This window comes from Niallia sp. XMNu-256 (genome assembly GCF_036670015.1).
GTDB lineage: Bacteria > Bacillota > Bacilli > Bacillales > Cytobacillaceae > Bacillus_BD.
In genome coordinates this window covers 1,608,767-1,630,293 of the sequence record NZ_CP137636.1, presented here as the reverse complement: position 1 = coordinate 1,630,293, position 21,527 = coordinate 1,608,767, and the positions used below count along the sequence as shown (strand labels likewise).

At 37.3% G+C, this 21,527-nt stretch carries 22 protein-coding genes and 1 riboswitch; of the genes, 6 read left to right on the top strand and 16 right to left on the bottom strand.

What is annotated here, in order from left to right; translation table 11 throughout:
- Window positions 1-386 precede the first annotated feature (386 nt).
- Window positions 387-587: a cold-shock protein gene (locus tag R4Z10_RS08335; protein ID WP_338472724.1), complete on the bottom strand. Its 201-nt coding sequence runs from the start codon at window positions 585-587 to the stop codon at window positions 387-389.
- 532 nt (window positions 588-1,119) lie between these two features.
- Window positions 1,120-1,572 (bottom strand): VOC family protein, encoded by a 453-nt coding sequence (locus R4Z10_RS08330; RefSeq protein WP_338472723.1) that lies wholly within the window; start codon window positions 1,570-1,572, stop codon window positions 1,120-1,122.
- Between the two features lie 517 nt (window positions 1,573-2,089).
- Here R4Z10_RS08330 and R4Z10_RS08325 point away from each other — a divergent pair.
- Window positions 2,090-2,545 (top strand): hypothetical protein, encoded by a 456-nt coding sequence (locus R4Z10_RS08325; protein ID WP_338472722.1) that lies wholly within the window; start codon window positions 2,090-2,092, stop codon window positions 2,543-2,545.
- Between the two features lie 238 nt (window positions 2,546-2,783).
- Here the strand turns inward: R4Z10_RS08325 and R4Z10_RS08320 are convergent, their stop codons facing one another.
- The 7 genes from R4Z10_RS08320 to R4Z10_RS08290 form a co-directional block, all read right to left on the bottom strand.
- Window positions 2,784-3,260 carry a thermonuclease family protein gene (locus tag R4Z10_RS08320; protein ID WP_338472721.1) on the bottom strand — a complete coding sequence of 159 codons (477 nt, stop codon included), beginning with the start codon at window positions 3,258-3,260 and terminating at the stop codon, window positions 2,784-2,786.
- Between the two features lie 108 nt (window positions 3,261-3,368).
- Window positions 3,369-4,670, bottom strand: coding sequence for a replicative DNA helicase (gene dnaB, locus R4Z10_RS08315; RefSeq protein ID WP_338472720.1), 1,302 nt, complete (start codon window positions 4,668-4,670; stop codon window positions 3,369-3,371).
- Complete coding sequence (locus tag R4Z10_RS08310; protein ID WP_338472719.1) at window positions 4,670-5,011, bottom strand: hypothetical protein; 342 nt, start codon at window positions 5,009-5,011, stop codon at window positions 4,670-4,672. Before R4Z10_RS08310 ends, dnaB begins: the two co-directional genes overlap by 1 nt.
- Window positions 5,004-5,915: a conserved phage C-terminal domain-containing protein gene (locus tag R4Z10_RS08305; RefSeq protein ID WP_338472718.1), complete on the bottom strand. Its 912-nt coding sequence runs from the start codon at window positions 5,913-5,915 to the stop codon at window positions 5,004-5,006. Before R4Z10_RS08305 ends, R4Z10_RS08310 begins: the two co-directional genes overlap by 8 nt.
- The gene (locus R4Z10_RS08300; protein WP_338472717.1) at window positions 5,912-6,301 is read right to left on the bottom strand and encodes a hypothetical protein; all 390 of its coding nucleotides are present in this window, start codon (window positions 6,299-6,301) and stop codon (window positions 5,912-5,914) included. The genes R4Z10_RS08305 and R4Z10_RS08300 overlap by 4 nt, the downstream gene beginning before the upstream one ends.
- 136 nt (window positions 6,302-6,437) lie before the next feature.
- Window positions 6,438-6,593 carry a hypothetical protein gene (locus tag R4Z10_RS08295; RefSeq protein ID WP_338472716.1) on the bottom strand — a complete coding sequence of 52 codons (156 nt, stop codon included), beginning with the start codon at window positions 6,591-6,593 and terminating at the stop codon, window positions 6,438-6,440.
- A 1,045-nt stretch (window positions 6,594-7,638) separates the two neighbouring features.
- Window positions 7,639-8,703 carry an NHL repeat-containing protein gene (locus R4Z10_RS08290; RefSeq protein ID WP_338472715.1) on the bottom strand — a complete coding sequence of 355 codons (1,065 nt, stop codon included), beginning with the start codon at window positions 8,701-8,703 and terminating at the stop codon, window positions 7,639-7,641.
- A 379-nt stretch (window positions 8,704-9,082) separates the two neighbouring features.
- Here R4Z10_RS08290 and R4Z10_RS08285 point away from each other — a divergent pair, with 379 nt between their 5' ends.
- Window positions 9,083-9,475 carry a hypothetical protein gene (locus tag R4Z10_RS08285; protein ID WP_338472714.1) on the top strand — a complete coding sequence of 131 codons (393 nt, stop codon included), beginning with the start codon at window positions 9,083-9,085 and terminating at the stop codon, window positions 9,473-9,475.
- A 249-nt stretch (window positions 9,476-9,724) separates the two neighbouring features.
- Here R4Z10_RS08285 and R4Z10_RS08280 read toward each other — a convergent pair whose 3' ends face one another.
- The gene (locus R4Z10_RS08280) at window positions 9,725-9,916 is read right to left on the bottom strand and encodes a hypothetical protein (RefSeq protein WP_338472713.1); all 192 of its coding nucleotides are present in this window, start codon (window positions 9,914-9,916) and stop codon (window positions 9,725-9,727) included.
- A 428-nt stretch (window positions 9,917-10,344) separates the two neighbouring features.
- On the opposite strand from R4Z10_RS08280, the gene R4Z10_RS08275 reads away from it, so the two are divergent.
- From R4Z10_RS08275 to R4Z10_RS08265, 3 genes are all read left to right on the top strand, one after another.
- Entirely contained in the window at window positions 10,345-11,184 is an 840-nt protein-coding gene (locus R4Z10_RS08275) for a tyrosine-type recombinase/integrase (protein ID WP_338472712.1), read from the top strand.
- 328 nt (window positions 11,185-11,512) lie between these two features.
- Window positions 11,513-12,199 carry a response regulator transcription factor gene (locus R4Z10_RS08270; protein ID WP_338472711.1) on the top strand — a complete coding sequence of 229 codons (687 nt, stop codon included), beginning with the start codon at window positions 11,513-11,515 and terminating at the stop codon, window positions 12,197-12,199.
- Window positions 12,174-14,261 (top strand): sensor histidine kinase, encoded by a 2,088-nt coding sequence (locus R4Z10_RS08265; RefSeq protein ID WP_338472710.1) that lies wholly within the window; start codon window positions 12,174-12,176, stop codon window positions 14,259-14,261. The genes R4Z10_RS08270 and R4Z10_RS08265 overlap by 26 nt, the downstream gene beginning before the upstream one ends.
- A gap of 121 nt (window positions 14,262-14,382) precedes the next feature.
- On the opposite strand, the gene R4Z10_RS08260 is transcribed toward R4Z10_RS08265, so the two are convergent.
- Together R4Z10_RS08260 and R4Z10_RS08255 are read right to left on the bottom strand one after the other, a co-directional pair.
- Window positions 14,383-14,694, bottom strand: coding sequence for an SMR family transporter (locus R4Z10_RS08260; RefSeq protein WP_338472709.1), 312 nt, complete (start codon window positions 14,692-14,694; stop codon window positions 14,383-14,385).
- Complete coding sequence (locus tag R4Z10_RS08255) at window positions 14,694-15,044, bottom strand: multidrug efflux SMR transporter (RefSeq protein WP_338472708.1); 351 nt, start codon at window positions 15,042-15,044, stop codon at window positions 14,694-14,696. Before R4Z10_RS08255 ends, R4Z10_RS08260 begins: the two co-directional genes overlap by 1 nt.
- 372 nt (window positions 15,045-15,416) lie before the next feature.
- Between R4Z10_RS08255 and R4Z10_RS08250 the strand changes: the two genes are divergently transcribed.
- Entirely contained in the window at window positions 15,417-16,640 is a 1,224-nt protein-coding gene (locus R4Z10_RS08250; RefSeq protein WP_338472707.1) for an IS110 family transposase, read from the top strand.
- Between the two features lie 310 nt (window positions 16,641-16,950).
- Here R4Z10_RS08250 and R4Z10_RS08245 read toward each other — a convergent pair whose 3' ends face one another.
- The 4 genes from R4Z10_RS08245 to R4Z10_RS08230 form a co-directional block, all read right to left on the bottom strand.
- Window positions 16,951-17,724: a hypothetical protein gene (locus tag R4Z10_RS08245; RefSeq protein ID WP_338472706.1), complete on the bottom strand. Its 774-nt coding sequence runs from the start codon at window positions 17,722-17,724 to the stop codon at window positions 16,951-16,953.
- Window positions 17,725-17,927: 203 nt separating this feature from the next.
- The gene (locus tag R4Z10_RS08240; RefSeq protein ID WP_338472705.1) at window positions 17,928-18,206 is read right to left on the bottom strand and encodes a hypothetical protein; all 279 of its coding nucleotides are present in this window, start codon (window positions 18,204-18,206) and stop codon (window positions 17,928-17,930) included.
- Between the two features lie 780 nt (window positions 18,207-18,986).
- On the bottom strand, window positions 18,987-19,259 hold the full coding sequence (locus R4Z10_RS08235; protein ID WP_338472704.1) for an HU family DNA-binding protein: 273 nt from the start codon (window positions 19,257-19,259) through the stop codon (window positions 18,987-18,989).
- 314 nt (window positions 19,260-19,573) lie between these two features.
- Window positions 19,574-20,998: an MFS transporter gene (locus R4Z10_RS08230; protein ID WP_338472703.1), complete on the bottom strand. Its 1,425-nt coding sequence runs from the start codon at window positions 20,996-20,998 to the stop codon at window positions 19,574-19,576.
- A gap of 217 nt (window positions 20,999-21,215) precedes the next feature.
- Window positions 21,216-21,318: riboswitch (glycine riboswitch) on the bottom strand.
- Window positions 21,319-21,527 lie beyond the last annotated feature (209 nt).

The following is a 21,527-nucleotide window of genomic DNA, read 5'->3' as shown; positions in this document are numbered from 1 at the left end:
ATGATATAGATAGCTTTGCGGAATGAAAAAAACTTCCTTCATAGATATCTGTAAATTCAGTAATGTCCTTCTTCAACAATCCGGCACGATTGCTTAAAATGAGAAAGAACCCTGCACAACACAGGATTCTTGATCAATTTTTTTATAAACGATTAACCTTTAAAACTTATCAAACTCTGTTCTAAAGCTACAATTAGGGCTTAATTTAAATCTCATATTCTCTTAACACGTCCGTTAAAAACTCCTGACCAATAACTTCCTGGTGACATATCAGCATCCCGTAGACGACTGTGCTCCTATAAACTCTCCATCCCTATGTAAATACTAGTACGTCCAAAGTAAATAAAAAAACAGACCCTTCATTTAGGGTCTGCCATCTGCTAGGATTAAGCTTTTTGAACGTTTGTAGCTTGTGCGCCACGTTGGCCTTGTTCAATTTCAAAAGTTACACTTTGACCTTCGTCTAAAGATTTGAAACCGTCGCTTTGGATTGCTGAGAAATGTACGAATACGTCTTCTCCTGCTTCACGCTCGATGAATCCAAAACCTTTTTCTGCATTAAACCACTTAACTTTACCTTGTTCCATTATTGTTGCCTCCTCGTGTGGATCTCCACACTTTGTGTTACTATCCTTGCTCAAATACCTTAGACGAAAAACAAAAATCTATCTGAAAAAAGAACAAAAATAATTCTTCCTAAGAGTAACAGATATACCAAAAAATAGCAATAGTATAACTCTTATTCTAATGAAGTTATTTCTTTATAAACGTTACCTGAAGAAAATGGTCCGATCCAAAGAGAACACCTTCTTCAAGAATAGCGTCCTTTTATTGAATAAGAATTTTCTTCAAATCGAGACGTATTGGCATATAACGTTTTCGTATTCACGAACCCGGGAGTCTTAGAACGAAGTTCTTAGGCTCTCGGGGGGTGTCGCCTGAATCTGCTTCCTTGCTTCTTCTCCTGACGACCTAGGGGCTCGGAGAGTCCCGCAGCGTGAATGCTGTGTTATATGACGTACCCGACTTTTTCGAGTTACTTTCACTCAGCTTTTCTGTTTCAATTTTTACTTCAGTAATATATATTTCAGTAAAGGCTTTTTATAAAACGTCACTTACTTATTTGTTACCGAGTTGTTCCGCCAAACCGATTAGAAGTCCTTCGGTTCCACGAATGTAGCAGAGCCGATACGAGTCCTCGTACTGAACCACTTCGCCAACGAGCTGAGCACCATACTTAGTGAGTCTGGATACCATTTCGTCAATGTCTTCAACGGTGAACATGACGCGTAGATAACCGAGGGTGTTTACAGGGGCAGTCCGGTGATCTGATATAGTAGGTGGGGTGAGAAATCGCGAAAGTTCAAGTCGGCTGTGGCCATCTGGGGTAACCATCATAGCAATCTCTACGCACTGAGAACCCAGTCCGGTTACGCGACCAGCCCATTCACCTTCGACAGTGGCTCTCCCTTCAAGGTTCAAGCCAATCTCCTCGAAGAAAGAGATTGCGTTATCAAGGGATTCTACAACGATGCCGACATTGTCCATTCTTAGTAATTTGTTTTTTGCCATAGTTTTATCTCCTTATGTGTAAAAGTTTATTACCTGATCATCTTCATAATTATTATATTCAAAAATTACAAATTCCTTCCATACAAAAAACACCTTGTTACAGTTCATGATAACAAAGAAAAGTCACAGTATAGGAAATTGTGAAATTGGATTTTCGGGGATGTCATACAACATCTTGTTAACAAACAACACTTCGTAAACCCTCTGCTATTGGAATATCGGGAACCTTATTTCTTGAATGCCATCACGTTCAAATAGTTTCAAAAATTCGATACCTTAGTTGCTATTCGATAAAACAACTTCGACTTCCCCCGTGTACTCCATTAAATGGCCCAAATCGCTTAATAAGAAAGAACCCTGCACCACACAGGATTCTTGTTCAAACTCTATTTAAAGCTACACTTAGGGCTTAATTAATCTCATATTTATTTGTTTTACTGATAATTTCAAAGCAGATTTATTAGAATATTGCTTTGACAGTGTTCATTTAGTACAGGAAGCATGTTATCAGGTATGTATGAAGAATAGTATCTTAGAAACACAAACTACAAAAATAATTATAGGCAATGATATAAATGTAAAATTATTGGTAAAACAAATTGTTGATCAGCAATCTGGCAGATATAACTCTTTTCTAATAAACTTTTCAGATGGTTTCCAGAGTACTATATTAGAAATGTATAAATGGATACTCTATCCTCTCATTAAAACCGATGTTAATAAACTTGAAGCTGGAGTAAAGTATTCTGAAAAACGGAAAGAAATTCAGAGTAAACACCCTAGAGGTTCTGAATTGAATACAGGTAACTTGACTCAGTCTCTGAAATTAACTGCATCATTACAAGTCTCGAAGCGTATACAACCTATTATTTTGGACTATGATGAAACAAACCTACGTTTAAATGTTGTTGATAAAGGAAGTTTCCAGGATCAGAATGAACTTCTTGAATTGAGCTCTTTGCCAATAGAATAACATATAGCCCGAACTAGGATATTAAAGTCAGGGCTTTTAGCAATTGTATTTGTGGTCTTAATCCTTGGTACCGACCCCAAACCTTGTTTTATCAACATTTATGAGTAATTAATAAAATATACGTGCTTTGTTCTAATGATACCGGTAGTCGGGAATAAACTTACACTTTAGAAGGAACACGATGTTAAGTCATGCGTGTCTGCCCAATTCCAGCACACCAATTAAGTCGTCTATTTCTCTATTTGTCTAATGAAAAAGAATACATTTCTATTATTTTACTCCCCCACATCCCCCTCCTCGTTTCCTTAGCCTCGCCCATAAACCTAATCAAAAAGCGGTTATATGTAACATCAGGAATATAAGCCTTGGCCTCCGCAAGACCCTCTAACACAAGCTGGGCATTAAACATCTTTTCACGAATTTCAACTATATCCATAGATTTTACCGGTTTCTCCAACCACACGATTCGCAAAGAACGATTATAAATGTCTACATCGGAGACATCTCTTTGCAGCCAAACCGATTTCCCCAGTAATTTATAGGTTGTATAATTTTTCGCCTGGATTCCATACGGTTCCTTCTTGTAATACGAGGCCTCCGGGGTATTTACTCCGACCAACCTTACTCTTCTGCCATCAGAAACGACAATGGTATCCCCATCTATGACCTTAATAACAATAACAAGTTCCAAATCATTCGTTTTTTCTTCAATCAAAATACTCTTATCTTTATGGGTTTACGAGTATAATCGTTCATAGGACACGTCCCTTTTCTATTAGTAGCATCGTTTCTAAAGAATAAGGTGGATATTACTCTCACTCCTCTAGCCCACCATATCCAAAAACTTCCCATACTCTTTCAAAAACGCCAGTTTCACGGTTCCCACAGGCCCATTCCGATGCTTGGCCAAAATAATTTCAATCCGATCTTTGAACTTGGACTCTCGGTCATAATAATCCTCGCGATATAAAAAGGCAATTAAATCAGAATCTTGTTCAATTTGTCCGCTGTCACGTAGATCCGATAACATCGGACGCTTGTCTTGTCTGCTTTCAACGGCCCGGCTCAGTTGCGAAAGGGCAACGACTACCACGTTCAACTCCTTCGCCATTTGCTTCAGTGCCCGGCTGATTTCACTGATCTCTGCCTGCCGATTTCCTTTTAAACGTGGATCTCCGTTAATTAATTGCAAATAATCAATGAACACGAGCAATCTTTTTTCCTCCCCATAATGTTGCCGCAGTTTTCTCACATGTGACCAGATGTATGGGACATCCATTCCGCCTTGATCATAAATATGCAAACTCATCTTCGAGATCATTCCCAATGCATGTTGAAGGCGGTTCCAATCCTTTTCATCAAAAAGGCGATTCGGATTTCTTAATTTGATAGAACTGACATTCCCCATTTGACCGACAGCTCTTTTGAGTAATTGTTTCTTCGACATCTCCAAAGAAAAAATAATCGATACGTCTTCTTGGGCTGCTTGTAAGGCAATGTTCAAAGCAAAGGCTGTTTTCCCTACACTTGGACGGGCCCCAATGACGACAAGGTCCGATTCTTGAAATCCCCCTGTTAGTCCGTCAAGATCCTTGAATCCTGATGGAACACCACTAATGTCTCCAAGATCTTGTTCACAATCCACATACAAATCCATTAACCCTTGTTGAATATCCCCGAGATTTTCTTCGTTTAGCAGGTCTTCTACCGACTGTAAATCTTGGATTCCATCACGTATGATCTGGTCTAGCTCCCCTTCTTTCGTGGCTTTTTGGATCTTATTGGCAATCAGTACCGTATTTCTTTTATGAGCATACTTTTTGACAATTTCTTGGTGATACTGGAAATTGGCTGTCGAAGGTGCACAGTCGGCTAGAGAGGGTAAAAGATCCCAGCCTCCTATTTCGGAAAAGTGATCTGGACCTGCTTCTTCTGCAACAGATACTACATCAATCGGTTTGCCTTTTTCCGCTAATTGCTGCATCAAGATGTAAATGTTTCTTAACTTTGAAGAGTAAAAATGCTCAGGTCGTAACGTACATTCCTTGATCAATTCTCCCTCTAAAAATAACGCCCCAATGACCGCTTGTTCGACCTCAATATGAAAATAAGGATTCCGTTCCATCAGTCTTCCCCTCTTTTGATGCCTAAAATTTCTCGAATCCCTGCGAGTGACCGTTCCACTACTTCTTTGCTGGCTGGTTTTTCCTTTACGTAAATGATGTACTTTGTTTCATCGCCATCTGGTATCACTCGGGAGCCATTCACGGGTTTACATACCAACTCTGAAATCCGCGGCGGGTAAGGAGAACTTGCCGCATGCTTCCACAAGTTCATTTCCAAATTTTTATACGTTTCCCCTCTTAACACGGCATGCCATTGATCCACCTTTTCTTGATCGAGCTCAAAGGAATCATAATAAACCGAAATCAGCTTTAGTAATTGAAAGACTTCACGTTTAGTCATCTAGATTAAAATCCTCCTCACGATAGGTTTTCTTTCCGTTCTTTTGATTAAGATACGATTCAAACTTCGTTCCAAATAAGGTTTCGGGTCGTAGATATTTACACCAAACCGGGTCGTTCCTCCACTCTTCCGTTTTGATCTCTATGACTCTTTTAAAATCGTCCATTTGAAAGCCTTCGTTGAAGCGAGCCTGAATCAACTCCTTCGTTTTTCTTGAATTCACCTTGTAGCGGGAATTGGTTTGGTTGTTCAAGCATGTAATGATTTCGGCAAAAGGGAGAGAAGATTTTTTTCTCTCTGAGTTAGTCTTTGAGTTTATCTCTGAGATAGTCTCTGTAGTAATCTCTGGTAATGGTTGGTACAAATTGACGGATGCGGTTACACATTTTGTCGGATGCCGTTCGTCAGTTTGTCGGATTGAAGCATCCATATTGGCTGTCTCAATTACACAATCTGTGTCTCCCGGTTCGTCAATCTGTGTTGTTGCATCTACCAGATTGTCTATCGCGGCTATCCCATTCGACTCTTCCGGTTCATCCTTTTGGTTTGTGGAAGGTGACAGATTGCCATCAAAACCTTGCTCTAACTCTTCTAATTTTTCATAGTTGATGCTATACCATTTGGTTTTGTCCTGTTTGGATCGATTATGATTGGCTGATAGTAAAAGGCCCTGTTCTTCAAGAGAACGAATCGCTCGCTCGATCGTTCTCCCTGACCAAAATGTAAACTGGCTTTCCCACTTCTTGTACGAGTTATAAATCCATTTTCTCCCGTCAATGGTATGTTTGCTCGATTGAAGCCAATAATGAAATTGCTGAATCACAATGGCTTGATTTAAGCCGATTTTCTCTGCTAATGACGGCAGAATCACCATCGGGTTTTCTTGGATTAATAGTTTACTCATGTTGCATACCTCCTAGATTTTTTTGTTAGAAAAGGTTGAAAGATATAGAGATTACGAGGAATCAGTCCATCCACACTTACTTTTGGATACACGATGAGAAGCCCCGCTGCCTTTGCTTTGATGAGCATTCGTTTAAATGTTCGACTTGAAATTCCCCTGCAATCGATGGAGCTTTGGATGCCTTGCAGCAAGTGGGTAATCGTTGTATACGTGACACCAGGATACATACTGGAGCGAATCAATTGATTCAGACCAACTAATTCACTATTCGTAAACTCCTGTTTAACCATGTGTAACCACTTTTCAATTTGTTCCTGAAATTCTTTCTCCGTTTGGAAAGCTGCGATCTGTTTTAATTGGTTTGATGTAAAAGTAGAATAATTCAATGTTTCACGATCCTTTCATTAAGTTTTAGTGTGGTTTTCCACAACCACACATTTCGAAATTTCTATTTTAGAAACATATAAAATGGAGATCGCATGAAATCCCTTTCATATTTCGCAAATGACACTCCAACAACCTTCACTGAATATCTTCACAAGAAATTGAACACCTTGATGACTCCCCAGAAAGAGATGATTTGAATTTATCTAAAAACCCACGTACAGCCAGATCTATTTCGCCAATAGAAGCAAAAGATTGATAATGTTTAATTGTTTCGTAGTTTAGCTTTTCCATTGGGAATCCTCCTTGTGCCAAGTACGGGATCTTCCCGCGCTTTCTAATTCCACTGTATAAAAGGAGTCGTTTTTTGTACAATTACCAATTAATGAGGAAGTCGCTCAAAAAACACCCAATTGGGGGCGAATTGACATCAATTCATCCCGAATTGGATGTTTTTTAGAGGAGTTAGTGAGAATTTGGTTAAAAATTATTTCTTTTTATAGAATGGCATTTTCCACCTACTAATGCCTGTAGCTGAGCTTGTAAAGCTTTATGCAAAGTTGATATTCATCACAACTTTATTTTATTAAATTTTTTCACCTGTCATTTATGAACCTTAATTATGACACCTATCTATCCTTTATTTTTTTATTGGATTTATATTTCAATTTCAAAACCAATAGTTTCTGACACTATTAAAATTTTTATAGCAATAAAAAAAGCCGCTCCCCAATGGAAACGACTTTAAAATTATTATTGTACTAAAGCTCCCGTTCGTGAAAAATAATTATATTTTTATCGTTCAAATTTTATAGATGATATGACCATTAACTTCATTTGTTCCTGTACAGACACCCATTTTCAAATTGTAATTAATCATCCAATGAGGAAAATGTTCTTTCGTTCTTTTACTTTGCCTCAAAGTTCTAGGGGCTTACTCAACTACCATGCAGTCCCCATCACGATCGTCCATATATGGGTATAACCAATGTTATATTTAGGTTAGAGGAGTACAATGCTTGATATTAATAGAACCACACATAATAGCCATATCTAAAATGTGTGATTTTATTTTGATTTCTTATTCAACTAAAGCTACCCGTTAGCGCAAGTGCATTTCTTCACACTCTCTATGAAGAAAATAAAGACGTAATACCTGTATCGAGAGAACCACCTTGACCTGTGCGATGTTAGAAACTTGGCGAACTCACCTAGCTGTAAGGAATATTTTAAAACAAGTCAAGGATCCTTTAGAAAAGTTACACCTTGTCCAAAGAAAGACCGCTATCTAAACACAAGTGGCGGTCTTTCCTTATATATTCAAATGTTAACTACTATTCTAGTCACTGCTTTCATCATCATGGGGTTGATCATGGTCGCTGCGCTTTCTTCCTTCCTTGTCATGCCCGTAAGCTAGTGTTGCGGGGTCCGTTTTGCCAAATGTCAGATACCACGGCTCCGTTAAAGGTCCTCCCAAAAGAGCCGGACGCACAAACACCTCAAATTTTTTGGTCTTAACGTTGTAGCGACGTACAGAACCTGTATCAGGTCCCAAAGGATCGCCAGTAACGGCGGGACCCTGTCCTGTAATAGGTACAAACAGTTTGCCATTAGGACCAAACAGAATTGCCTGTGCAAAGGCACGGGGCTGTCCGACGACATCGAGATCAATCTTATCTAGAAGCCTTCCCTTACGCCCATCAAAGATAAGAATTTTGTCCGTGTCATTCGCGTTCCTTCTGAAACTGGTGATATAGAGGTTGCCATCAGGACCGAAGACCAAACCTTCCGGGCGGTTAAAATCGGGGATGGAATCGCCCTCAATGAACACATCAATGAATTCCCGGGTTTTCGAATTATAGCGCACTACCCGTCCACCAAGCTGACCTTCTGCAGTAGTAGGGTTGTTACGGACGGACACATATAACAAGCCGTCTTGACCAATTACTACACTTCGGGGAAAAAACTGTACTCCTGGTGGGTGTTCAAGATTCCCCTGAAACATCCCAGTGGTACCGTCATATGTCCGCACTTCTCCGTTCAGTTCGGTCTCTACAATAGTGTCTGCCACAAACAGAATATTTTGTTTCGAGAGCACAATACCGCGTGGGGCGAACGGGGCGTTAGGGTCATTGGGACTAACGAGAAATCCTTGAAACTGTCCAGTGTGTGCGTCGTACTTTAAAATGCTTCCATTTTGAGGTGCTGGAGGAGGAGGAGGCAGTACGTTTTGGTTAGTAACAAGGAGATTACCATTATGATCGAAGATAAGTCCCCGGGGACCATTTAAGCCGTTGTCACCTGATGGAACAAAATTTCCAAGGAACCTGCCCGATTCTGCATCAAATGTCTTCACAGTGTTGTCGAAGCCATCACCAATGTAAAGATAGTCATGTCGTTTCATTCTAAAAAAACTCCCTTCTATTAATAATAGATTTAAAAAATATTTTAAAATCTCTTTATTAATCTATTCGTTTGAGACCTTTTTGGATAGGACAAACTCTGCGATAAAAAAATACATTTTTAACTTTAGGTAGTCACGCCTAATGGTCAACTAACTCTCACCTTGCTCCTATCATTGTTAATAAGATGAGGTAGATGTGAGATGCCTACTTCAATTAAATTGCCCGATACTTAAATAACTTTCAACAAAAAAGCGTTAATCCTTCGTTTCAACGCCGCCTAACTCATACGAGTTAGTGAGACTAACAGCAAGCTATTATATAATTTCTAATTGGTGTAAAATATTGTTAAGAAGAATTTTTTTACGGAGGGTAATGAAAATGAAGATTTTGTTTGATGAAACATTCACTTCAAATGACGGAAAGCGAAAAAGCAGGAATATTTGGTATGGATATGCTGATATATCTGTTGATGGTATGTATGGAAAATCCATTAAGCTTACTGAAGATTTTATGGATAATTTATGCGAAATCATAAAAAATGACTTATCTACGAATGCAGTTAATGTGCCCACAGAAACTAACTGGTATTTCTATGGAAGTGCTGTAACTCAGGACGCTATTGGAGACAATATCCGACCGACAATTATGGTTCGAGAGAGATCTGACGAGTTTATAACTAATTTTAATATCAGTGACCACGATTTTGCTGTAAATATTGATGCTATTCTGTTGTTTAAGGCGGATTTTGAAAAACGTTTAGCGAGTCATTGATGAGTAATACCAGTATAAGCATTTTCAAACTATTTGAGGGGATGATTTCATATGAAATCATTCTCCTTTTTCATGTGGTGAAAGCCTTTTTAAGTGGAGGAAAAGGACATTAAAAAAATACAGATTGTGAATCATTACACCTAAATTAACCTACCCCGTTAGTTCAATAATTTCAATAAAAAATGCGTTAATACTTCCTAGATCAACGCATCCGTTAGTTTGAAAAGCGAAAATTCATAAACGTTATAATTAGTCAATGTATCCATTAGCAAACCCTTCGACAAATCCTTGAATAAAATTTGGTGATTCAAGGGGAATTAGACAGGCTATAAATCCAATTCCAACACCTTTAAGTTTATTTTCTTTCCTCGAACCACCTACAAAGTATAATTCTAATCCGATTAATAATGTTAAAAGGGGAATTATATATAATGAACTCAAACATTGCTTTTCCTCCTTATCCTTCACTAAGTTGCCACGATAAGCACCTAATAATTCAATTGCCCCCTTTAGTAGAATATCTCAATAAACCCTTTTTCTAATTATTATTCTTCTTCAGTTGTTGTTGTAAAGTAATTGCAGAATATAATAATGCACTTGTATAAATTACACTCTTCCAATCAAACGAATTTTCTTTGATAGAGTAAATTAATGTTATTAATGAGAACAATGATAATAAATAAAGTATATAAATGATTATTTTCAACCTATTCCCCCCATAACTTATCTTGTCTCATTCTATAATCTTACCATAAAAGACTGATATCCTATTGCCAACCTGCTCCGATAGTTGAATAGTCTCTTCTGTTTCAATTTCTATAGTCAAGTCAATAATTCCTTTAAAAGAAATTTTAAGGGAGAGATGTATTTTGTTATTATCACAAGCATGGGAAACGTATGAATCGGATAAACGAATAGAAGGATTCTCACCACAAACATTAAAAGCATATCAACTCCAAGTTACCTTACTTATTCGTAATTTTGGAGATGTAGAAATCAATTCACTAACAACAGAACAATTAAAAGTATATTTATCTGAATCTAGTAAAGCATTAAAACTATCATCATTAGCTCATCGTGTCCGTTCAATAAAATCACTTCTTCGCTGGTCATATGAGGAAGGTCATATCAGTATAAACCCTGCTGCTAAGATTAAAGAGCCAAAGACAGAGAAACGAATTCCAAAGTTTTTGACAGAAAGGGAGATTGAACATCTTCGTGAAGCCTGTTTTACACCTCTGGAAAAAACTCTATTTGAGTTCATGTTTTCGACAGGATGTAGGAATGGAGAGATAGTAATACTTGATAAGAATAACATAAATTGGTCTAATCATTCTGCCATAGTTAGGGGTAAAGGTGACAAGGAAAGAGAAGTTTATTTTAATATTCGATGCGATATTTGGCTTAAACGATATATAGAAAGTCGGGATGATAATGATGCAGCAATCTTTGTAACAGAAAGGCATTCTCATCGAATGAGCAAAGCACAAATGAGATATATCATTAAACGTATATCCAAACGAGCAGGTATTAATAAAGAAATCTATCCTCACCAATTGGGACACAGCTACGCAACTCATTTATTAAATAATGGTGCCCCCATTGAAGTAATACAAAGTTTAATGGGACATGAGAAAAGTGAAACAACTCGAATATATGCTGATTTAAGTGGTCAACTTAGGAAGGAATTTTATCAGAAGTATTTCTAATAAACCAATAAGAGCAACGAGGTCCAATTAACCATCGTTGCTTCATTAAACTCTAGCACCCGTTTGTTGAATAAAAAACATAAATAAAAGGAAACAGGAACAATCACAATGACGACCCCTCTTGTAAAGGAAAGTACTTGTTACTTAAATAATTAAAATTAATCTTCATGGGCTCTATACAATTGATATGATTGTATTTCCAAAACACTAAGAAAATCTTAAGAATTGCATGCGGTGTTTGTTAAGATATTATTGGTATCATTCCTTTATAGCAAATACTAAAGGAAGTGATAGGATTGTTGAACAGTACATTTAGGGGTGAACGGTTATGAATATATTGGTTTGTGATGATGACAAAGCGATTGTTAATGCGATTGGAATTTACTTAGAGAACGAAGGCTACACCGTTTTCAAGGCTTTTAATGGGCTTGAAGCAATCGAAGTAATCAAAGAACATGACATTTATTTGATTATCATCGACATTATGATGCCGGAGATGGATGGGATCAGTGCGACGATGGAAATTAGAAAAGAAAATAATATTCCGTTAATCATCCTTTCTGCTAAATCCGAGGATTATGACAAAATTCTCGGATTAAATATTGGCGCAGATGACTATATCGTGAAGCCTTTTAACCCGTTGGAGTTGATCGCAAGGGTCAAATCCCAGCTAAGAAGATATACAACATTAGGTGCCCTTGAAACGAAGAGCAACCTATATCAATCTGGGGGCCTTGTGATCGATGATGATAGTAGAACGGTCACCGTCGATGGTGAGGAAGTCCATCTTACACCGGTTCAATATAAGATCGTAAAGCTTCTAACGGCAAACGCTGGAAAAGTCTTCACGATTGAGGAGATTTATGAAAAGGTATGGAAAGAACCGTCCTTTAACCCGGAAAATACCGTAACCGTTCATATTAGAAAAATCAGAGAGAAAATAGAAATCAATCCGTCAGAACCAAAATATTTGAAGGTGGTGTGGGGAGTTGGATACAAAGTGGAAAAGTTATAGTCATTCCATCCTAACGAAAATCATTGTTTTTATCATTGCCATCTTGTGTGTGACGGGAATGGTTCAAGCTTTTGTTGAGGTGGAGATTGTCAATGATGGAAACTTTGGCAGCGTCACCGAAGATCATTACTTCGAGAGCGAGGCCTACGTACAGGAAAGTCAGTATCTAATCAGCGACCTCACGAGATTATTAGGGAAGTATAAAAGTGAGGAACATATTTTAGATGGCAAAAGCATTAGTGAGGATGAATGGGAAGAGGTTGAAAATAACTTATTTTATTCAGAGTTTCAGCATTCTGAAAGTTACCAGCATGAGCTAAGCGAAAAAAAGAATTTCGAAATTTTTAAAGAAGAATATAAAAACGAACTCACACAAGCAAAAGAACAGAGGATCAAGGAAGATTTGAAAGAGTTTCATGTCCTCGTACAAAATCTCGAAAAATACGAGCCATTGTTTTATGCCAGTGATGGAACCCATGAGTTTGCGAACAGTACAAAGACTAAAAAGGAACAGTTCGAAACCTCCCCTGCCTATTTGATATTTGAGGAATACAAACGAGAGTTTTACCCAAAAGAAACAGAAGAAAATGAACATTTGCATTGGATTACAGAACAAATGGATGGATTAGACCTAGAAAACACCGTTATTTTTGTCGCGTTTCCGGAAGTATTTTTAAATCAAAAAATGGAAGAATGGCAAGCAGGAAAAGCCATAGCCACAACAAATTTATATCAAATACTAAGATATTTTGCAGGATTTATTCTTTCGTTTATTTATCTGGTAATTGTCGTTGGCAGAAAATCATTTCATGATCAAGAGTTACACTTCCGTCCGGTAGAAAAATTATACAATGACATCAATCTAGCATTATGTATGCTTCTGTTTCCGCTATGGATTGTATTAATAGATGATGTGTTTGAAGGAATGACAGCAATAATCCTAGCCTTCACGCTTCTGTTTGCCACCTTAGAACTCACCCTGATTCTAATCCTTGTGAAGCATATAAAAAATAGAACGCTTATTAAACATACTTTGATTTTTACATTGATCTACAAGTTCGTGAAATTTATTGGCGAGGTATATAAAAGCGGAAATGTTGCCGTAAAGACAGTACTCATCGTCATCGGCTACCCGGTACTGATTGCTTTAACGTTTTTCATGTTCCCGATCACGGTTGGAATCGCAGCTTGGTTTGCTTTTAAAAAGGTCAAGGCCTTTCAAAACATTCAGGAAGGAATTGAAATCATTAAAGAAGGAAATCTTCATCATCGGATTGAAGTTGGAGGAAATGGAGAATTCGCAAAGCTTTCTGCGAATGTGAACAGCATAACCGATGGCTTGAAAAAAGCAGTCGATAGTGAATTAAAAAGCGAGCGGTTAAAAACGGAGCTGATAACCAATGTCTCACATGATATTAGAAATCCTCTGACTTCGATTATCACCTATGTAGATCTATTGAAAAATGAAAAAGACCAAACCAAAACGGGCGAATATATCGAAGTACTTGATCAAAAAGCACAGAGGCTCAAACTTTTAACAGATGATTTATTCGAAGCCTCGAAGGCCTCGAGCGGAAATATTCCCGTTTCTTTAGAGAAAATTGCGATCGTGTCTTTAATTACCCAAGGGCTTGGGGAATTGAATGACAAAATTGAAGCAAATGGTTTAGAAATCAGGCTCAATCATCCACAAGAAAAGGTGTATGTAACCGCCGATGGAAAATTATTATGGAGATCGATCGAGAACTTATTATCGAATATCTTTAAATATGCACTTAAACGCTCACGGGTTTATATTGACATAGAGGATGTAGGCAATGAAGTACGAATCAGCTTTAAAAACATCTCTGCTTATGAGTTAAATATCTCTGCAGACGAATTAATGGAGCGCTTTAAAAGAGGTGATGAATCTAGAAACAGTCAAGGCAGCGGATTAGGAATTTCGATTGCAAAAAACCTCATTGAAATTCAAAAAGGCCAATTCAATATCCACGTTGACGGCGATTTATTTAAAGCCATCATCCATCTGCCTAAACATATAAATTCTAACTTGAAAAACTGAAAGAAGAGAAAAAACCTGGTTGATGGGAACCCGGGTTTTTTCCGTTTACTATAAAAGTACACCCGTTTCATGAAGAAAGACGCTTTCCTTATTACAGAAAAACACCCGTTAGTTCAACAGTTCATACCAATTCGAGTAAAATTACCCCTATCATAATAAATAGAATTGAAAAGATTTTTCTTCTACTTTTAGATTCATTAAATATAAAAATTCCAAGTAATGTCGTACAAACAATTGTTAACCCTGCCCAAATAGCAAATACAATTCCAGTTTCAAAAAAGTTTATAGATAATGAAACGAAATAGATACAAGAAATAAATAGTACAAATGCACTTATAGTTGGTAGTTTTACTTTAAATCCATTTGACATTTTTACGCACATTTGTCCTGAAACACCCAAGATAATACTTAAGACTAAAAAGATGTATCCCATTATGCAATCTCCTTTTTTGGGCTTCGTTCATCTTTAGATTTTAAATTTATGGAAATTGCCCCACAAATAATTAATCCAATACCTACTAATTTTAAAACCGATACTGATTCGTTGAAAAATAGAATACCGATAATACTTACTAAAGCAGTACCCATTCCAGCAAAAACAGCATTTACAACACCTAATTCACGATTGGAAGTTAATAAAATATAAATAGCTATGGCTGAACAATAAAAGAAAATAGCTAAAAGAGTTGGTGTCAATACAGTAAATCCTTTTGCTAAATTGAGAAACACTACACCTATTACCTCGAATAAGATTGAAACAAGTAATAATAAATAGTACAGCATAAAAAATTCCTCTTTCTAAATTTTATTAAGTTGTTATTAATGACTATTTTAACAGAATCTATGTGGTTAAAAATGAATGATTTTTTATTTAGTTTTTATTAAACATTCCTGCCCCGTCCATGAAGCGCAAAAATCAGCGCTTCACCACAGAGAATGAAAATGGTTATAAACCGTCAATACTGATTCTACGGCTGGGAGAGGAAGGTCGATACACTATGGTGCGTGAGAGCCCATCCGTTAGTCTGACTCCAACGACCACGGTGCACCACTGACTGTCGCTCCCTTACGGGAAGCACACATGGTAGATTAATCCCATTCTGGTTGCTGCACCAGCCTCCAATAATAATACAAGCCGTAGAAAGGATGTTTTCAATGGATGTAGTCATTGAAAGAGCATGTGGTATGGATGTTCATAAGGACAATATTACTGCATGTATTATGACACCAGAAGGAAAGGAGATTCAAACGTTTTCTACTAAAACTGTATTTCTATTACAGTTGGTTGACTGGATTAAACAGCATAATTGTACCCATGTTGCCATGGAGAGCACGAGTGTTTACTGGAAACCTATTGTGAATTTACTTGAGGCTGAAGATATTGAGTTTTTGGTTGTCAATGCCCAACATATGAAGGCAGTTCCAGGACGTAAAACAGATGTCAAAGATGCAGAATGGATTGCAAAACTTCTTCGTCATGGACTTTTAAAAGCCAGTTACATTCCAGACCGGAATCAACGGGAACTCCGTGAACTAGTTCGGTATCGTCGGAGTATCATTGAAGAACGCGCTAGACAACATAATCGCATTCAAAAAGTGTTAGAGGGTGCAAACATTAAGCTGGGCTCTGTGGTTTCAGATGTTATGGGTGTTTCAGCTCGGGATATGCTTAACGCTATTGCCGATGGAGAAGACGATCCTGAAAAACTAGCAAACTTCGCTCGACGTACAATGAAAAAGAAGAAAGATGAACTGGAGCTCGCCCTTAGAGGTTATATCAATTCGCACCAACGTCTTATGTTGAAAACCATTTTAAAGCATATTGATTTTTTGACTGAGCAAATCGATATGTTAGATAAAGAAGTAGCTGAAAGAGTAAGTTCACATCAGGAAGATGTCGAACGACTAGACTCTATTCCTGGTATAGCTACAAGAATGGCTGAACAAATATTATCTGAAATCGGGACTGATGTTAAAAAACAATTTCCAAGTGCAGCTCATATGTGTTCCTGGGCAGGTTTAGTTCCTGGACAAAATGAAAGTGCTGGAAAAAGGAAATCAGCCAAAACAAAAAAAGGAAATAAGTATTTAAGGTCAGCATTAACAGAAGCAGCTCATTCAGTAAGAGGATCTAAAAACTATCTCGGTGCACTGTATAGACGTACAGCTTCACGTAAAGGCAGGAAACGAGCTGGAATAGTTGTCGCTCATGCCATGTTGAGAATAGCTTATTACCTCTTAACTCGAAAAGAAATGTATGTAGACTTAGGCGAAGACTACTTTGATAAGCAGAGAGAGCAATCCATTGTACGACATTCACTACGAAGACTTGAAAGTTTAGGCTACACAGTTACGTTACAAGAACCTGAAGCATCTTAATCAATCCAGTCCATTTTCTTACAGTAGATCAACGGATTAGGCGCACTCCCACTTTTTAAAAAAATGAATGAGCTGCGTTTTATTAAGTATTGCCTTTTTTAGTAAATTACAGAAGTTTATTTTCATGGTAGTGCAAGAAGCGACTGTTCTTATTGAACAATCGCACCCTTTAGCTGGAGAAGTCAGCATTGACACGTACTAGTTGCCCGTATTCATTAGTAAGTGCCCAATATTCACGGTTCCCATAACAATGTCAACGACTACGTAGGTTCACGATATCCAGACAAATCACCGCCATCAACTTCAATAATTATTTCGTTCCCCATTCGCCCATAACTTCTTCAAAAGTCCATGTCGTGTATCCAATTAGTCGTTCTGCTTCTGCGACTGTGATTTCTGTTCCTACATAAAGATTTCTGCCAACCTGTAAATCCATGTATGTTCCATCGTCCTTTTTAAAGTGGAAAACATGTCCTGATAGTTCCCACGGTTGCAGTCCGTCCCATGATTTAAAAACAATCTTGTCGCCTTCTAGAATACCTGCTTGGTCGTTTGGTTTTGCTCCTGCAGGAATTTCGTCCACAAGTTCCAATACGCCGTCTTCATTATATTGTGGACGCGCTAACATCCTTTCCGCTTCGGTAATGGTAATATCTTTTCCGACGATGTAATATTCGCCTGTGCGAAGTTCCATACGACCATCGATAGAACCCGCATCGCCAATAAAAATATATTGCCAATATGGCATAGGGTAGTATGGTTCTCTTAATTCTCTAAAATAAATGATGTCCCCAATTTGTACCCCTGCTTCTTTGACTTGCGCTTCTGTTTCAGGGGTTACAGGTTCTTCGACTACTGCTTCCGACTTGTGGTGTCCGACTGCCTTCCCTTGTGCTTTGCCTTTATCGTGACCGTATGCGTTCCCTTGTGCTTTGTCTTTATCGTGACCATATGCATTCCCTTGCGCTTTGTCTTTATCGTGACCATATGCGTTTCCTTTCGCCGCTTGTACGTTTGCAATACCTGTAAATAAAATTCCTATTGATAAAATACTTGCTACTATTTTTTTTGTGATGTTTTCCATGATGTAAATTCTCCTTTGTTGTTTTATAGTTTTTTAATGCTCAATTTCCTCTTTGGATAATTCCATTTCAAGAAGCTCATAACTTTTATCATCTATTTCTAAACTTGCTCACGATATAACAATTGCTGTTTTTTATAATACAGTGTGCCTTTAAGCCTTTTAAGCTGGTTCTCACTTGCATAATTATTTATATTCACTGGATCCTAATTTTTTTTCCTCCCTTTTTTTTGCTTTGCGGACAACGTGAGCGACACACCCTGATTAGCCTGGTCAATTAAAGGACTGGCTTCATCTTTTGAGATCTGTAAATCCCTTGTTTCGAGCTTTGTTAGGAGGTGTACAGCATATAGCTGACGATTTGTGATCGGAGCCCCCGGATCCTTAATAATCACTTTTTTCTCCACATCTGCTTCCGATTTTGCCGCTTCGATTTGATCGAATTCTGCTTGAATAGCAGACATTTGCTCATATAATTCTTTCAAACGTGCTCACAAATAAATTGAAAAAGGTAGAACAACAACTTGTGGTAGGAGAACCGATTCTTTTAATCAAAGATGGTCGATTGGATAAAGTAAGATTTAACAAAAGAAGATTTTCATTGATGAATTAAAGGCTAAATTACGGCTGCAAGGTGTTTTTCCATTTCTTCAAGTCCGCTATTTAGAGTTCACTGGGGAAATATCCGTCAAATTAAAAGAATAGCAGGTGACAGATTGAGATTATGAATAAATCAGATCGCACAAAATTTTATATTGTCTAGCATCGCCTTTTTTAAGGTTAATTTTATTTAGAATCTAAAAATGGCATACAAAAGGCCATCTTCGTAACAGGATGGCCTTTTCAACGTAACAACGTAAACGTAAATATCCGATCTTTTCCGAGATCAGCACCCATCAAGAAGGATGGGAAAAAACTATACATTTACTTTAACATATTGATCGTTTCATTCAATGTTAAGATTTTTCCATATCGAAACCGACTTTAGCAAGCTTTTTAGCAATATAATCCTTCGATACTTCCTTTAGGTTTTCCCTCACCTTAAAATCATGCATCCTTTGTTTGATCATTCCTGTATAAATATTTCCATAAAAGTATTTGATCTTTTATGAACGTCTATAAGGTAATTTATATGTGATTTTAGACTTGAATTTTATATTTTTCAATTAGTCTATAAAAGTGTACTTTATTGAACTTATAAAATAAAATAAAAAAATACCCTGGATTTGAATATCCAGAGTATTTTCAATATTAGTTTATATTTCTTATTTAACGGCTTCTTTTAATTCTTTTCCTGGTTTAAAAGCCGGAACTTTAGAAGCTGCAATCTCTATTTCCTCACCGGTTTGTGGATTACGACCTTTACGAGCTGACCGTTCACGTACTTCAAACGTTCCAAATCCTACTAATTGGAGCTTTTCTCCTTCAGCAAGTGTGTTAGAGATCGTATCAAATAACGCATCAACTGCTTTTGTTGCATCTTTCTGTGTCAATTCAGCTTGTGTTGCCACAGCTTTTACCAATTCTGTTTTATTCATTCTTATACACCTCTATTTTTAAAATTGATCTATAGGAACTACAAAGATAGCATATAGCATAATCGTATTCTGTTTCAATCAATACCCTATGAAAGGGTCCGAAAACTTTTTATCCAGAAATTCAAACAAATAATCCCTCACCTAACAAAACATGGATGTTTTAGAGTAGTTTAAAGGCTACCTTCGGCTGCATGTTCCCCTCATCCCTAGTTATAAGTAAGTCCAACTTATCTTTCTAACATACATCTATGAGTGGAATGCCACACGTTTACTTTTTCCATACATTGATCAAAATCATTTTTATTAAAAGTGGCTTAAAGAGCTTTTTTCGCTCTTACTAGTTCTATGGCCTTTCCTTTTACTTCTTTAACAACAAAACCTTTTGGAACCGTAGTTAAAATCGCCACTAGAGCCAGTGCAGCAAAGATAATATTTGCTGTCAACCCTGCGCTTGCAGCTGCTTCTACATTTCCGAACCCTTGAACTCCACTATATACAGCAACAGATATGGCTAAACCGAATGAACCACCAAGTGTACTTGACATTTTATAAATACCAGCTGCCTCTCCAGCCTTCGATGCCGGAACATTGTCTATTGCAGTATCAGTAGATGGTGTCGCATAAAGGCCAAGTCCAATTCCATATACCGTAAAACCAATAATAACGACAATCGTATATAATAAATTTGGTAAGAATGTTAAAGTCATTAATATAATCCCAGCAATTACTAAAATACAAGCGATAACCATCGGCTTTCTTGGACCGCTCTTTTGTAATAATTTCTCACCCACGCGAATCATTGCTAATACACAAATGAGATAGCCTAGTGATAACATCCCAGATTGGAAGGAACTAAACCCTCTTCCCACTTGGACGTACGTATTCGCAACAATAAGTGCTCCAGCTACTGCATTTAATAAAAAGTTCGATACCGTACAACCAGTAAAATATTTATTCTTAAATATAGAAATATCAATAAATCCATTCGATTTGCTTGTTACAATTTTTAAGAATACCCAACCGCCAATGACAGTAACAGCCATTAACGATAACGAAATCGGGCTTGTCCAACCGAAATCTGCTCCGCGTGTAATCACAACATTTAAAGCAACCATTACTAAGATAAAGACAACAAATCCAAGATAATCAAATTTTGAAGACTTGCTTTTTTGGGTTTTACTCTCTGGTACATCTTTAATCAAAAATAAAGATAATAAAGTGAAGACGATAGAAAAGACGAAAATATAACGCCATCCTAAAGTAGTAGCAATTAAACCTCCGGCAAATGAGGTAATACCTCCGCCGCCCCAAGATCCAAAAGACCAGTAACTTAAGGCTCTTTGACGATCAGGACCTTCAAAGTAATTTTTTACCAAAGCAATTGTCGCAGGCATGATACATGCTGCTGAGAATCCTTGAATGACACGTCCAATAATTAAGAGAACAGTTCCTTGTGTAAAGATAAGACAAAGTGAACCAATTATATTTAATATTAAACCAATCGTAGCGATTTTCTTATGTCCAAGTCGATCAGATATTCCTCCAGCAGCTACAATAAACATCCCTGAAAATAATCCAGTTAAACTAATTGCTGTATTTAGAGCTCCTAATGAAATTCCCATATCTGCTTGAACTGCGGGCATCACATTTAATAATGTTTGTGAGAAAAGCCAATACGTTAGAACCCCAAATACGATCCCTGTTAACATTTTGTTATTACCCTTATAGCTTGTTTCCATGGTAAACCTCTCCCTTTTTTGGTTAACTATCCATCGAACTAACTATGTTTCCCCATGATGATGATCTATAAGCTAAAAAACACAACGCAAAAAGGACAGAGAAAACACAAGTATAATGTGTTTCTCTGCCCTTCTCTGTCTTTTTACCTGAGAGTTTAGCTCAATAGAGCCCTTCCCCGTCGGTGACGTATCTATACATACGTACTCTTCAGAGTCGTGTCCAGTTACAGTTTTTTCTACCTGAGAGATTCACTTCAAGGGTCTTTGTTGAAGTTTGCTCCTTCGGCGGCTTACAAAAAACGCTCTCCTGCAACTATCATCCACCATATTATCCATAGAATTAAAATAATTTCTAAAGCTTACGACACAGTAAAAGGTTAGATAACGCTTACAAAAGTGATTCGTTATACATACTTGCAAGTACTGTATCGTTATAGTGCTTGCTTTTTCTATATATTCAGAATAATTTTTAATTGTAAAAATGTCAATAAAAAACTGGAAAACGTTTTCATTTTTTTTTTGCTAATGA